This is a genomic window from Aquipuribacter hungaricus (genome assembly GCF_037860755.1).
GTDB classification, from domain to species: Bacteria; Actinomycetota; Actinomycetes; order Actinomycetales; family JBBAYJ01; genus Aquipuribacter; species Aquipuribacter hungaricus.
In genome coordinates this window covers 1-13,206 of record NZ_JBBEOI010000092.1, presented here as the reverse complement: position 1 = coordinate 13,206, position 13,206 = coordinate 1, and the positions used below count along the sequence as shown (strand labels likewise).

General features: G+C 74.3%; 10 protein-coding genes, 1 pseudogene and 1 riboswitch. Of the genes and pseudogenes, 2 read left to right on the top strand and 9 right to left on the bottom strand.

Annotated features, from left to right (window positions below):
* The 7 genes and pseudogenes from WCS02_RS11065 to WCS02_RS11035 all read right to left on the bottom strand — a co-directional run.
* Window positions 1-153: pseudogene (locus tag WCS02_RS11065) on the bottom strand (riboflavin biosynthesis protein RibD); the annotation flags it as partial.
* 138 nt (window positions 154-291) lie between these two features.
* A riboswitch (FMN riboswitch) is annotated at window positions 292-419 on the bottom strand.
* A gap of 93 nt (window positions 420-512) precedes the next feature.
* Window positions 513-1,772 carry a sugar ABC transporter permease gene (locus tag WCS02_RS11060; protein WP_340293027.1) on the bottom strand — a complete coding sequence of 420 codons (1,260 nt, stop codon included), beginning with the start codon at window positions 1,770-1,772 and terminating at the stop codon, window positions 513-515.
* Window positions 1,769-2,551, bottom strand: a complete 783-nt coding sequence (locus WCS02_RS11055) for an ATP-binding cassette domain-containing protein (protein ID WP_340293025.1) — start codon at window positions 2,549-2,551, stop codon at window positions 1,769-1,771. Before WCS02_RS11055 ends, WCS02_RS11060 begins: the two co-directional genes overlap by 4 nt.
* Window positions 2,552-2,649: 98 nt before the next feature.
* Entirely contained in the window at window positions 2,650-3,825 is a 1,176-nt protein-coding gene (locus WCS02_RS11050) for a sugar ABC transporter substrate-binding protein (protein ID WP_340293023.1), read from the bottom strand.
* 182 nt (window positions 3,826-4,007) lie between these two features.
* Window positions 4,008-6,863 (bottom strand): aconitate hydratase, encoded by a 2,856-nt coding sequence (locus tag WCS02_RS11045; RefSeq protein ID WP_340293021.1) that lies wholly within the window; start codon window positions 6,861-6,863, stop codon window positions 4,008-4,010.
* Between the two features lie 109 nt (window positions 6,864-6,972).
* Entirely contained in the window at window positions 6,973-8,364 is a 1,392-nt protein-coding gene (locus tag WCS02_RS11040; protein ID WP_340293019.1) for a class I SAM-dependent RNA methyltransferase, read from the bottom strand.
* Entirely contained in the window at window positions 8,361-10,388 is a 2,028-nt protein-coding gene (locus tag WCS02_RS11035) for an APC family permease (protein ID WP_340293017.1), read from the bottom strand. The genes WCS02_RS11040 and WCS02_RS11035 overlap by 4 nt, the downstream gene beginning before the upstream one ends.
* Before the next feature lie 90 nt (window positions 10,389-10,478).
* On the opposite strand from WCS02_RS11035, the gene WCS02_RS11030 reads away from it, so the two are divergent.
* Window positions 10,479-11,141, top strand: a complete 663-nt coding sequence (locus WCS02_RS11030; protein ID WP_340293015.1) for a potassium channel family protein — start codon at window positions 10,479-10,481, stop codon at window positions 11,139-11,141.
* Window positions 11,141-11,815 carry a potassium channel family protein gene (locus WCS02_RS11025; RefSeq protein WP_340293013.1) on the top strand — a complete coding sequence of 225 codons (675 nt, stop codon included), beginning with the start codon at window positions 11,141-11,143 and terminating at the stop codon, window positions 11,813-11,815. Before WCS02_RS11030 ends, WCS02_RS11025 begins: the two co-directional genes overlap by 1 nt.
* A 76-nt stretch (window positions 11,816-11,891) precedes the next feature.
* Here WCS02_RS11025 and WCS02_RS11020 read toward each other — a convergent pair whose 3' ends face one another.
* Both WCS02_RS11020 and WCS02_RS11015 read right to left on the bottom strand, forming a co-directional pair.
* Window positions 11,892-12,695: a DUF3159 domain-containing protein gene (locus WCS02_RS11020; protein WP_340293011.1), complete on the bottom strand. Its 804-nt coding sequence runs from the start codon at window positions 12,693-12,695 to the stop codon at window positions 11,892-11,894.
* Complete coding sequence (locus WCS02_RS11015) at window positions 12,692-13,066, bottom strand: OB-fold nucleic acid binding domain-containing protein (RefSeq protein ID WP_340293009.1); 375 nt, start codon at window positions 13,064-13,066, stop codon at window positions 12,692-12,694. The genes WCS02_RS11020 and WCS02_RS11015 overlap by 4 nt, the downstream gene beginning before the upstream one ends.
* Window positions 13,067-13,206 lie beyond the last annotated feature (140 nt).

The following is a 13,206-nucleotide window of genomic DNA, read 5'->3' as shown; positions in this document are numbered from 1 at the left end:
GGCGAGCGCGTCGACCTCCGCGTGGGCGGTGCCCGCGCCGCGGTGGTGGCCCTCGCCGAGGACGCGGCCGTCGGGCGCGAGCAGGACGCAGCCGACCCGGGGGTTCGCCCCGCGGGAGGGGCCGCGGGCGGCCAGCTCCAGCGCACGGCCCATGGCCCCGGTCTCCCGGGTGGTCGGGCCCGCGTGCGGTTCGCTCACCGGTGCTGTGCTCCCTCGGTCGTCGTCGGTGCGACTCCGGGGGTCGGACGGGCACACAGGTCCCGTGGCTCGGGCAGGGCAGACCTGACCCGTCGCGTGCGCCTCTCATCCGGACTGTCACCGTCGGTCCTGGAGTTCCACCAGGTCAACCGGCCGCTGGCTGCGGTCGGGTCGCGGACTGTCACCGCCGGTTCGGGTTTTCACCGACCCCGGAGCACGCTCGTGCACTTGCCCCAACAGCATGCCACGCCCCGGGATTCCGCCGGGGCGTGGCAGCTGCTGGGTGGACCGTCCGGGGGACGCCCGGACGGGCGCTATCTCGTGACGACGGCCTTGCGCCGGGAGATGGCGTCGACGCTCGCGGCGAGCAGGAGGACCGCCCCGGTGACGACGAACTGGATGCCGGCCTCGCTGGTCACCAGCGGCAGGCCGTTGGCGATGACGGCGATGACGAGCCCGCCGAGGATCGCGTTGTGGACCTTGCCCTTGCCGCCGAACAGCGAGACGCCGCCGATGACGGCCGCCCCGACGGCGAACAGGAGGGTCTGCGCGCCGCCGGTGCTGGGCGAGATGCTGTTGTCGCGGGAGGCGAGCAGGATCCCCGCGACCGCGGCCATCGTGGAGCCGATCATGAAGCAGGCGATGCGGACCCGCGCCACGTTGATGCCCGAGCGGCGCGCGGCCTCGGCGTTGCCGCCGACGGCGTAGACGTGGCGCCCGAACCGGGTGCGGTCCAGGACGAACGCGAGCCCGACGAGGAACAGGGCGGCGACCGGCACGACCACCGGCACGCCGCGCAGCGAGCTGATGTCGACGTTGACGGCGCGCTCCAGGTTGAGCACGTAGACCGCCACGGCGAGCAGGACGGCGAGACCCACGGCCCCCGCCCAGAACAGCGTGGTGTTGCCGGTGGGCAGCCCCGCCCGGCGGCGGCGGGCCTGGTTGACCAGGCCGAGGACGACGAACCCGCCGACGACGAGCGCCCAGAACACCCAGCCGCCCCAGACCGGCAGGTTGCTGTTCATCAGCCGCAGGATGACGGGGTCGCGGACGGGGATGGTGCCGCCGTTGCCGATGACGAGCAGCAGCACGCCCTGCAGGCCCAGGAACGCCGCCAGGGTGACGACGAACGACGGGATGCCGAGCAGGGCCACGAGCAGGCCGATGAGCAGGCCGATGAGCGCGCCGGTGGCCAGGCAGGCCAGGACGGCGACCCACCAGGGCGCGCCCTGGCTGAGGAGCACGCCGAGCACGGCCGCGGAGGTGCCCGCGGTGTAGCCGGCGGACAGGTCGATCTCGCCGAGCAGGAGGACGAACACCAGCCCCATGGCGATGAAGATCACCGCGGCGGACTGGTTGAGCAGGTTGGCGAAGTTGCGGGGGGTGTCGAAGATGCCCGGGTTGAGGACGGTGAAGAGGATGACGAGGACGACGACGCCCAGCACGGAGCTGAGCGAGCCGATGTCGCCGGACCGCACCTTGGCGACGTAGTCGCCCACGGCCCGGCGGAGGCCGCCGGTCTCCACGGGCTCCTCGACCGCCGCGGCGGGAGGGCTGCCGGCCTGGGTGCTCACGCGACCGCCCCGCTCTCCTCGGCCGTGAGGCCGATGTCGCCGCTGCGCCCGCTGGTGATCAGCTCGACGATCTGGCTCGTCGAGCTCTCCGAGGCCTTGACCTGCGCGGCGGTGCGCCCGAGGTACAGGGCGACCACGCGGTCGGCCACGCGGACGACGTCGTTCATGTTGTGGCTGATGAGGATCACCGCGAGGCCCTTGTCGGCGAGGCGGCGGACCAGCTGGAGGACCTGCTCGGTCTGGGCGACGCCGAGGGCGGCGGTGGGCTCGTCGAGGATGACGAGCTTGGAGTTCCACAGCACCGCACGCGCGATCGCCACGGTCTGCCGCTGCCCGCCGGACAGCGCGGACACGGGCGCCCGGACCGACTTGAGCGTGCGCACCGACAGGCCCCGCAGGGTCTCGGTGGCGCTGCGCTCCATGGTGATCTCGTCGATCATCCCGCCGGAGGTGCTCTCGCGGCCCAGGTACATGTTGGCGACCACGTCCAAGTTGTCGCACAGCGCGAGGTCCTGGTAGACGACCTCGATGCCGAGCGCGTTGGCCTGCTTGGGGCTCGTCACCTCCACGGGCCTGCCCTCGAACAGGTACTCCCCTCCGTCGAAGCCGTGGATGCCGGCGACGGACTTGACGAGGGTGGACTTGCCGGCGCCGTTGTCGCCGACCAGCGCGGTGACCTCGCCGGAGTAGGCCTCGAGGTCCACCCCCTTGAGCACGTGGACGGCACCGAAGTGCTTGTCCACCTTCTTCAGCTGCAGCAGCGGCTGCGTTCCTGCCATGTCTGTCCCTTCCTGGGCGTGACCGGGTCGAGGGTGGGGGCACAGGGTGACGGGGGCCGTGGCTGAGCCACGACCCCCGTCACCCGCGCTGCTGGTGCCTACTCGACGCCGACCTCGTCGCACGCCGTCTGGAGCTCGGGCGTGGTGCAGAGGTTCTCGGCCGTGGTGTAGCCGTCGGCCACGACGTCCTGCACGTTGTCGCGGAAGATGGCCTGCGGCTCCAGGAGGACCGAGGGGACGGCCTCGCCGGTGACGCTGTCGTCGGTGCTCCCCGTGGCGAGGCCGTCGGCCGCCGCGGTGTCGCCGCCGATGACGGCGATGGCGAGCTCGGCGGCCGCCTCGGCCTCGGCGCGGACGGCCTTGTAGACCGTCATGCACTGGGTGCCGAGGAGCACACGCTGCAGGCCCTCGTCGGTGGCGTCCTGGCCGGTGACGGGGATCTGGCCGGCGAGCTGGTTGCGCTCGAGGACGGAGACCGCGGCGCCGCCGAGGCCGTCGTTGGCCGCGGCCACGCCGACGAAGCTGCCGCCGGTGCTGGTGAAGATCTGCTCGAAGATGGTGCCCGCCTGGGTGTTGTCCCAGTCCGGCACGTCCTGGTCGTCGGCGATGCCGTAGCCGGCCTCGGTGATGGCGGCCTCGTAGCCCTGCTTGAACAGGGTGGCGTTGTTGTCCGTCGGGGAGCCGTTGAGGAGGACGACGTCGCCCTCGGTGGTGCCGGCGTCCTGCAGGCAGGTCACCAGGCCCTCGCCGATGGTGGTGCCGACGGCGACGTTGTCGAAGGACACGTAGTAGTCGGCGCCGCCGCCCAGGGTGAGGCGGTCGTAGTCGATGACGGGGATGCCGGCCGCGGCCGCGTCGGAGATGACGGCGGTCCCGGTCTCGGAGTCGAGGTTGACGATGAGGAGCGCGTCCACCCCGGCGTTGATCATGCCGTCGGCGATGGTCTGGAAGGCAGCGGTGTCGCCGTTGGCGTTCTGGATGTCGGCGGTCACGCCGGCGGCGTCGAACGCCTCCTGCAGGAACGGCCGGTCCGCGCTCTCCCAGCGGGCCGAGCTGGCGGTGTCGGGGAGGATGACGCCGACGGTGCCGCCCTCGCCCCCGCCCGCGGCGGGCTCGGAGCCCTCGTCCGCCGGGGCCGAGGCCTCGCCGGTGCTGCCGCCGCCCGCGGCGTCGGCCGTGGACTCCGCGGCGGTGCCGCCACCGCCACCGCACGCCGCCACCGTGAGGGCCAGCGTCATTCCGGTCGCGGCCACGACCGCGCGTCGAGTGTTCATCTGTTGTTGCCTCCTGGATGCGTCATTGCACCTCTGGGGCGGCACGAACGAGCGCCGCGACCGTCGGGACCCCTGCGGGGGTGGCCCGACGCTAGGCCCGGGAACACACGCCTGACCAGCACCTATAGATAACGGTGTGGTCACGCAACTAATTGTCCCCGGGCCGTCGCGGCCCGTTCATCTCAGGCGCGGGCGAGGCTCCGCAGGACGAACTGGAGAATTCCCCCGTTGCGGTAGTAGTCGGCCTCGCCGGGGGTGTCGATCCGGACGACGGCGTCGAACGACGTCTCCTCGCCGGCCTCGGACCGTGCCACGACGCGGACCGTGCGCGGCGTCGTCCCGTCCTGCAGCGCGGTGATGCCGGTGACGTCGAAGGTCTCCGTGCCCGTCAGCCCGAGCGACGCCGCGGACTCCCCCGCCGGGAACTGCAGCGGCAGGACGCCCATCCCGATGAGGTTGGAGCGGTGGATCCGCTCGAAGCTCTCGGCGACGACGACCGTGACCCCGAGCAGCGCCGTGCCCTTGGCCGCCCAGTCGCGGCTGGAGCCCGAGCCGTACTCCTTGCCCGCCAGGACGACGAGCGGGGTGCCGGCCTCGGCGTAGTGCTGGGCGGCGTCGTAGATGAACGCCTGCCCCCCGCCGGAGGTGAAGTCGCGGGTGTAGCCGCCCTGGACCCCGTCGAGCAGCTGGTTGCGCAGCCGGATGTTGGCGAAGGTGCCGCGGATCATCACCTCGTGGTTGCCGCGGCGGCTGCCGTAGGAGTTGTAGTCCGTGCGCGCGACGCCGTTGGCCTCGAGGTAGGCCGCGGCCGGGGTGCCCGGCTTGATGGCGCCGGCGGGGCTGATGTGGTCGGTGGTGACGGAGTCCCCGAGCAGGGCGAGCACCCGGGCGCCGGTGACGTCGGCGACGGGCGCCGGGTCCATGGACATGCCGTCGAAGTACGGGGGCTTCCGCACGTAGGTGCTGCCGGCGTCCCAGGCGAAGGTGTCGCCCTCGGGCGTGGGCAGGGACTGCCAGCGCTGGTCGCCGGCGAAGACGTCGGCGTACCCGTCGGCGAACATCTGCAGGTCGATGGTGGAGTCGATGACCTGCTGGACCTCCTCCGGGGAGGGCCAGATGTCGGCGAGCATGACCGGGCTGCCGTCGGTGGCGGTGCCGACCGGCTCGCTGTCGAAGTCGAAGTCCATGGTCCCGACCAGGGAGTAGGCGACGACCAGCGGGGGGCTGGCGAGGTAGTTCATCTTGACGTCGGGGTTGATCCGGCCCTCGAAGTTGCGGTTGCCCGACAGCACGCTGACCACGGCCAGGTCGTTGGCCTGGACGGCCTCGCTGACCTCGGTGGGCAGCGGGCCGGAGTTGCCGATGCACGTGGTGCAGCCGTAGCCGACGAGGTTGAAGCCGAGCTTGTCCAGGTACGGCGTCAGGCCGGCCTTCTCGTAGTAGTCCATGACGACCTTGCTGCCGGGGGCCAGCGAGGTCTTCACCCACGGCTTGCGGTCCAGGCCGCGCTCGACGGCCTTCTTGGCCAGCAGCGCCGCAGCGACCATGACGGTCGGGTTGGACGTGTTGGTGCACGAGGTGATCGCGGCGATGACGACGGCGCCGTGGTCGATCTCGGTCGTCGTGCCGTCGGCCATCCGCACGCTCGTCGGCCGGCTGGCACGGGTCTGCGCGGGCACCTGGCTGCCGGTCGCCTCGCCCGGCGCGGGCTCGTCGTCGGCGGCACCGGGGGTGATCGACGGCGCGTCGGAGGCCGGGAAGCTCTCGACCGAGGCCTGGTCGGCCAGCGTGGTGACGCCGCCGTCCTGGGTCTGGTCGGCGTCGCCCGCGTAGTCGGGCAGCACGGAGAGGAAGCCCTCGCGGGCGTCGGACAGGGCGATCCGGTCCTGGGGACGCTTGGGGCCGGCGATGCTCGGCACCACGGTCGACAGGTCCAGCTCGAGGTACTCGCTGAAGCGCGGCTCGGTGTAGCCCTCGGCGGACGGGTCGTGCCACATCCCCTGCGCGCGGGCGTAGGCCTCGACGAGCGCGACCTGCTGCTCGCTGCGCCCGGTGAGGCGCAGGTACTCCGTGGTCACCTCGTCGACCGGGAAGATCGCGCAGGTGGAGCCGAACTCGGGGCTCATGTTGCCGATGGTCGCCCGGTTGGCCAGCGGCACGGCCGCGACGCCCTCGCCGTAGAACTCGACGAACTTGCCGACCACGCCGTGGCGGCGCAGCTGCTCGGTGATGGTGAGGACGACGTCGGTGGCGGTGACGCCGACGGGGATCTCGCCGCTGAGCCGGAAGCCGACGACGCGCGGGATGAGCATGGACACCGGCTGGCCGAGCATGGCCGCCTCGGCCTCGATGCCGCCGACGCCCCAGCCGAGCACGCCGATGCCGTTGATCATCGTGGTGTGGGAGTCGGTCCCGACCAGGGTGTCGGGGTACGCCACGGTCCGGCCGTCGACCTCCTTGGTCATCACGCCGCGCGCGAGGCGCTCGAGGTTGACCTGGTGGACGATGCCGACGCCCGGGGGCACGACGACGAAGTCGCTGAAGGCGGTCTGGCCCCAGCGCAGGAACTGGTAGCGCTCGCGGTTGCGCTCGTACTCCACGGCCATGTTGAGCTCGAGGGAGTCCGGGGTGCCGAAGCTGTCGACGATGACCGAGTGGTCGATGACCAGCTCGGCGGGGGCGAGCGGGTTGACCTTCGCCGGGTCGCCGCCCAGGTCGACGACGGCCTCGCGCATGGTGGCCAGGTCGACGATGCAGGGCACGCCGGTGAAGTCCTGCATGACCACGCGGCCGGGGGTGAACTGGATCTCCACGTCCGGCTCGGCGTCGGCCTGCCAGCCGCCGAGGGCGCGGACGGCGTCGGCGGTGACGTTGAGCCCGTCCTCCGTGCGCAGCAGGTTCTCCAGCAGGACCTTGAGGCTGAACGGCAGGTCCGCCGCACCCTCGACCGCGTCGAGGCGGTAGTAGTCGTACGTGGTCCCCGCCACCTCGAGCGTGCTGCGGGAGCTGAAGCTGTCCGGGTGCTGGCCTGCGGTCATGGGAGTCCCTCTCGGCGTCGTCGTCCGTGCTCGTACCGGTCTCGCGGCTGCCCATCCTGCCGCAGCGCGCGACGGGCGGACAGACAGGAGATCTCTTGACGTCAAGATATCAGGCGGGGGCCTCGGGGGTGAAGAGGGCGACGCACTCGACGTGGTGGGTCATGGGGAAGGCGTCCATCGCCTCGAGGGCCCGCAGCCGGTAGCCGCGCTCCTGCAGCAGCGCCGTGTCGCGCCCCAGGGAGGCCGGGTCGCAGGCGACGAGCACGACCGCGCGGGGGCCCCGGGCGACGACCGCGGACACCACGGCGGAGCGGGCGCCCGCGCGCGGCGGGTCGAGGACGACGACGTCGGCGGCGGCCGGGACGTCGCTGCCGCGCAGCGCGCGCTCGACCCGGTCGTGGACCACCCGGACGGCCGGGGCGGCGTGGACGTTGCGGCGCAGGTCGGCGACCGCGCCCCGGTCGGACTCCACGGCGACCAGCTCGCCGGCGTCCCCCAGGTCGCCGGCCAGGGCGACGGTGAACAGCCCGGCCCCGGCGTAGAGGTCGAGCACGGTGTCGCCGGGGCGGACGCCCGCGTGGCGCCGGACGTGCGCGACGAAGGTCTCGGCCGCCGTGGCGTGCGCCTGCCAGAACCCGTCGACGCCGACCCGCAGCCGGCCGGCACCGGGCACGTCGTGGCGGACCCAGGTGCGCCCGGCCACCCGCTCGGGCCGGTCCTCGGTGCCCCCGACCAGGCCGAGGGCGTCCACCCGCGGCAGCCGGGTCCGGCGGGGGCCGTGCTCGGCGCGCACCACGGCGCCGTCGTCGCCGGAGGACACCTGCACCCCGGAGACGCCCGGCCACGGCAGGCGCGTGACGCCCACCGCGTCGACAGCGTCGGTCACCTGCGGGCAGCGGGTGACCGGGACGACGTCGTGGCTGCGGTGGCGGTGGAAGCCCGGGTGACCGGAGCGATCGACGGCGTAGCGGACCCGGGTCCGCCAGCCCAGGCCCGTCTCCTCCCCCGGTGCCCGGCCGGGTTCCGGCAGCGCCTGGACGACGACCGGGCCGCCGAGCACCTGCTCGGGGTCGACGCCGCCGAGGCGGACGAGCTGCTCGGTGACGACCGCCGCCTTGAGCCGGCGCTGCTCGGTGAGCTCGACGTGCTGCAGGTCGCAGCCGCCGCACCCGCCGGGGTGGGCGTACGGGCAGGGCGGCTGCACCCGGTGGGGGCTGGCCTCGAGCACCTCGACGGCCTCGCCGCGCCAGAAGCTCCGGCCCTCGCCGGCGTCGGTGAGCCGGACCCGGACGACCTCGCCGGGCAGGGCGTGACGGACGAAGACCACCCGGCCGTCGGGGGCGTCGCCGACGCGGGCGACGACGTGGCCGCCGTGGGCCACGGGCCCGGCGGTGAGGGTGAGCAGGCCGTCGTCCGGCGCCGCCCCCGGCCGGTCGTCGGGTCCGGCCTGGTCCGCGGGGCCGGTGCGGTCGGCCCCGTCGCGACCGAGGTCCTGGCTCACGCGTGCGGCCGGCGGTCGCTGTCGGCGGCGCCGGTGCGGGCGGCCTCCTGGACCAGGGTCCGCTCCCCCGCCGCGCGCGCGGCGAGGTCGCCGTCGGCCACCGCGGAGGCCAGCTGCCAGGGGACGCTCACCACCATGACGCCGGGGGTGGCCGCGAGCCGGGCGCGCAGCCACAGGTTGGACCGGTTGTGCAGCAGCGCCTCCCACCAGTGGGCGACCACGTACTCCGGCAGGAACACCGTGACGACGTCGCGGGGGCCGCGGGCGCGCAGCTGGCGGACGTGCTCGGTGAGCGGCCGGGTGACCTCGCGGAACGGGGAGTCCAGCACGCGCAGCGGCACGGTCACCCGGCGCCGGGCCCACTCCTCGCTGAGCTCGCGCGCCGCGGCCGGGTCGGTGGCCACGGTGACCGCCTCCAGCGTCGAGGGCCGGGTCGCCCGGGCGTAGGCCAGCGCCCGGGTGACCGGGCGGTGCAGCCGGGACACGAGGACGACGGCGTGCACCCGGGCCGGCATCGGCTCGGGTCCCTCGCCCTCGGGCAGCGCGACCTCCTCGGCGACCTCGTCGTAGTGGCGGTGGATGCGGTGCATGGCCAGGCCGAGCAGCACCATGACGAGCACCGAGGCCCAGGCGCCGTTGGGCACCTTGACGACGAGGAGCACCGCCAGCACCGAGCCGGTGCACACCGCGGCGAGCACGGCCAGGGCCCGGCCGGCCACGGGTGCCCGGCGGTCCGCGCGGCGCGCGGTGCGCAGCCGGGTCCCCCAGTGCCGGGCCATCCCGACCTGCGCCAGGGTGAAGGAGGTGAAGAGCCCGACCAGGTAGAGGTCGAGCAGCGGGCCGACCCGCGCCTCGAGCACGAGCAGCACCGCGACCGCGCCCAGGGCGAGCACGAGGATGCCGTTGCTGTGCGCGAGGCGGTCGCCGCGGCGGGCCAGCTGGCGCGGCAGGTAGCCGGAGTCCGCCAGGGTGGCCGCGAGCAGCGGGAAGCCGTTGAAGGCGCTGTTGGCCGCGGCGAGCAGCACCGCGACCGTGACCACGGCGACGAGCACCGCGCCGATGCTGCCGGGCCCGAACACCGCCTCCGCGAGCTGGGCGAGCACCGTCTGCTGGGTGAAGCGGGCGCAGTCGGTCGGCAGGCCCTGCAGGTCGCAGGAGTCGCGCGCGACGGTGACGCCGCTGACGACGGCGAGGGCGAGCACGCCGCCGAACAGCAGCACGGTGGTGGCGCCGACCCCGACCAGGGTGAGCGCGGCGTTGCGCCCCTTCGGCGAGCGCATCGCCGGGACGCCGTTGGCGATGGCGTCCACCCCGGCCAGCGCCGCGCCGCCGCCGGCGAAGGAGCGGAGCACGACGAGGGCGAGCGCGACCGCGGTGAGGTCGGTGGAGCGGTCCAGCTCGAAGCCGGCGCTGGCCGCGGTCGGGGTGTCCCCGGACGCCCAGCGGACGAGCCCGGTGACGACGAGCACGCCGATGACGACGACGAAGGCGTAGACCGGGACCATCGCCGACCACCCGGCCTCGTGGCGCCCGCGCAGGTTGACGACCATGACGAGCAGTACCGCGGCGACCGCGAGCGGGATCCGGGCGGAGTCCAGCGTGGGCAGCACCGAGACGAGGTTGTCGATGGCCGCGGCGGCGCTGACGGCGACGGTGAGGGTGTAGTCGACCAGCAGCGCGGCCGCGGCGACCAGGCCCGCCCGGGGGCCCAGGTTGCGGGAGGCCACGGCGAAGGACCCGCCGCCGCCCGGGTAGGCGCGGACCAGCGGGCCGTAGGACAGCACGACCACCGCGACGACGACGCACACGGCCACCGCGACCTCCGGCGCGAGGACCAGCGCCGCGGTCCCGCCGAGGGCGAGGATGACGAGCAGCTCCTGCGTGGCGTAGGCCACCGACGACACGGGGTCGGCCGCGAAGACCGGCAGGGCGAGCCGCTTGGGCAGCAGGGTGTCGTCGGCGCGGTCGCTGCGTCGTGCGCGCCCGAGGATCAGGCGCTTGGGCACGGTCAGCAGCGAGCTCACGCGCAGATGCTAGGCGGTGGTGCTCCGGCGGCCCGACGGTCGAGGACGGGGCCGCAGCGGGCGCCGGGGGGCGGCGCTACCGTGGCGCCCGTGCACTTCGTGGTGATGGGCTGCGGCCGGGTCGGGGCTCGTCTGGCGCACGACGTGGAGGCCCAGGGGCACTCCGTCGCGGTCATCGACATGAACCCGGACTCCTTCCGCCGGCTGGGGCCGGACTTCGTCGGCCGGACCGTGCCGGGCCTGGGCTTCGACCGGGACACGCTGCTGCAGTCCGGCATCGAGCAGGCGTACGCCTTCGCGGCGGTGTCCAGCGGCGACAACTCCAACATCATCGCCGCCCGGGTCGCCCGGGAGACCTACCAGGTGTCCAAGGTCGTCGCCCGGATCTACGACCCCGGCCGCGCCGAGGTGTACCGCCGGCTGGGCATCGCCACCGTGGCCACGGTGCCGTGGACCTCGCGCGAGATCATCGCCGAGCTGCTGCCGACGGACTCGCTGCCGCTGTGGACCGACGAGGCCAGCCGCGTCGCGCTCGTCGAGCTGCCCCCGGACGCCGGCTGGTTCGGCCAGGAGGTGCGCCGGCTCGAGGCCGCCACGCAGGTGCGCGTCGCCTACCTCACCCGGCTCGGGCAGGCCGTCATCCCCCGCTCGGACACCGTGCTGCAGGACGGCGACCGGGTGTTCGTCGTCGTCGAGGCCGACCGGCGGCGCGCCGCCGTCGACGCCGCCGCCGCCCCGGCCGGGCGCGCCTGATGCGCGTCGTCATCGCCGGCGCGGGCAGCGTGGGCCGCTCCATCGCCCGCGAGCTCATCCACAACGGCCACCACGTGCTGCTCGTCGACCGGCTGTCCAAGGCCGGCCGGATGAAGAACACCCTCGAGCGGGCGGAGTTCCTCTACGCCGACGCGTGCGAGATCGAGACCCTCGACGAGGCCCGCCTCGACACCTGCGACGTGCTCGTCGCGGCCACGGGCGACGACAAGGCCAACCTCGTCGTGTCGCTGCTCGCCAAGACCGAGTACGGCGTGCCGCGCGTGGTCGCCCGGGTCAACAACCCGCGCAACGAGTGGCTGTTCGACGACGCCTGGGGCGTCGACGTCGCCGTGTCGACGCCGCGCCTGATGACGGCCCTCGTCGAGGAGGCCGTCGAGGTCGGCGAGATGGTGCGGCTGTTCCAGCTGCAGCAGAGCTCGGCGTCGCTGTTCGAGTTCACGGTGCCGCGGGAGTCGCCCGTGGCCGGGACCGCGATCCGCGACATCACGCTGCCGCCGGACACGGTGCTCACCTGCATCGTGCGCGACCACCGGCCCATCGCCCCCTCCCCCGACGACACCGTCGAGGCCGGCGACGAGCTCATGGTCCTCACCACGCCGGACCAGGAGGCGGAGCTCGCGGGGCTGCTCGCCTCGTGGCGCACCGGCGCCTGACCGCTCCCGCGCCAGACGCTGCCCGTCCGGCCCGTGGCCGGCGGGTGGTGCCGCCGGTGGCCCGGCGTCGCCGTGGTCAGCGGGGCGCTGCGCCCGGACGGGGGCCCTGGCCCTCGCGCTCCTCGGTGCGGGCCTGCAGCGCCTCGAGGTCCTCGGGGGTGAGCGGGGTCCGCCCGGCCGCCAGGAGCGCGCCGATCGCCAGCACCGACACCCCGAGCAGGGGCCAGCCGAGCGCGAGCTTGCTGATGCCGAGCGCGACGACGGACCCGGACAGGTACAGCGGCAGCTGCACCACGACGCGCAGGACGTAGTTCGCCAGCAGCACCGCGGTGAGCTTCTGGAACAGCCGCCGCACCCCGCTCCGGCCGCGCCAGCCCGTGACGTCCCCGGTGACGGCGCCGAACATGAAGCCGACGACGGGCCAGCCCGCGAGCATCGAGGCGGCGAAGACGACGGCCAGGCCTGCGTTGTAGAGGATGCCCGGCAGGAAGAAGTCGCTGGCGTTGCCGGTGCGCGAGGCGACCACGGCGGCCACGACGAGGCCGAGCACGCCCGAGGAGACGTGGACGAGCGTCTGGCGCTGGAGCAGGCGCACGACGACGAAGACGGCCATCGCGGCGGCGGCGACGGCGATGGAGGTCCGCAGCTGGTCGGTGAGGGTCCACGCGACGACGAAGGCGAGGATGGGGACCGCGGCCTCGACCGTGCCGCGCCAGCCGCCGAGCGCGCGGAGCAGCTCGGCGCGGACGACCTCCTCGACCGTGGTCGGCCCACCGGCGGTGCCGGGCGCCGCGGCGACTGGGGCCCCAGCGGCGACCCGGGGCTCAGGGGCGGGGGTGCCGTGCGCCGAGGCCGGGGGCGTCGGCGGCAGGGCCGTCACGGGCGCTGCGGGAGGAGCTCGTAGGCCGGGTTGTACATCAGGCGGTTACCACCGCTGCAGTGGCTCATGGTGCCGGTGACCCGGACCTGGCGGCCCGGCTCGATGCCGGCGATCGACTCCCGGCCGATCCAGCGCAGCCGCACGGTGCCGGAGCCGTCGAACAGCTCGGCCTCCACGCTGCAGCAGTTCGCGGACGGGTCGACGGTGACCGATCGCAGGGTGCCGCACACGGTCGCGCGGCAGCGCCCGGGCAGGGAGTCGACGGGCGTGCCGCCGTGGCGGCCCGAGCTCTCGGCCAGCCGCCGGGCGGCGACCTCGTCGTCGCTGCGCACGAGGGAGGTGAGCGCGCTGCGCCAGCTGCGGTCGTCCATGGGAAGAGGCTACGACCGGTCAGGGGGTGCTGGTGGCCGGACCCCCGGACTGCTCCCCCGCCGCCGCCGGCTGTCCCCCGGACGCCGCGCCGGGGACGCCTCCGGCGGGCTGCGCGGGGGCCTGGCCGGCCTGCTGCGCG

Bases quoted from the DNA above. Each gene is read 5' to 3' on its own strand.
- WCS02_RS11055 (WP_340293025.1), bottom strand. From the start codon at position 2,551: ATGGCAGGAACGCAGCCGCTGCTGCAGCTGAAGAAGGTGGACAAGCAC.
- WCS02_RS11050 (WP_340293023.1), bottom strand. From the start codon at position 3,825: ATGAACACTCGACGCGCGGTCGTGGCCGCGACCGGAATGACGCTGGCC.
- WCS02_RS11045 (WP_340293021.1), bottom strand. From the start codon at position 6,863: ATGACCGCAGGCCAGCACCCGGACAGCTTCAGCTCCCGCAGCACGCTC.
- WCS02_RS11025 (WP_340293013.1), top strand. From the start codon at position 11,141: ATGCGCGTCGTCATCGCCGGCGCGGGCAGCGTGGGCCGCTCCATCGCC.
- WCS02_RS11015 (WP_340293009.1), bottom strand. From the start codon at position 13,066: ATGGACGACCGCAGCTGGCGCAGCGCGCTCACCTCCCTCGTGCGCAGC.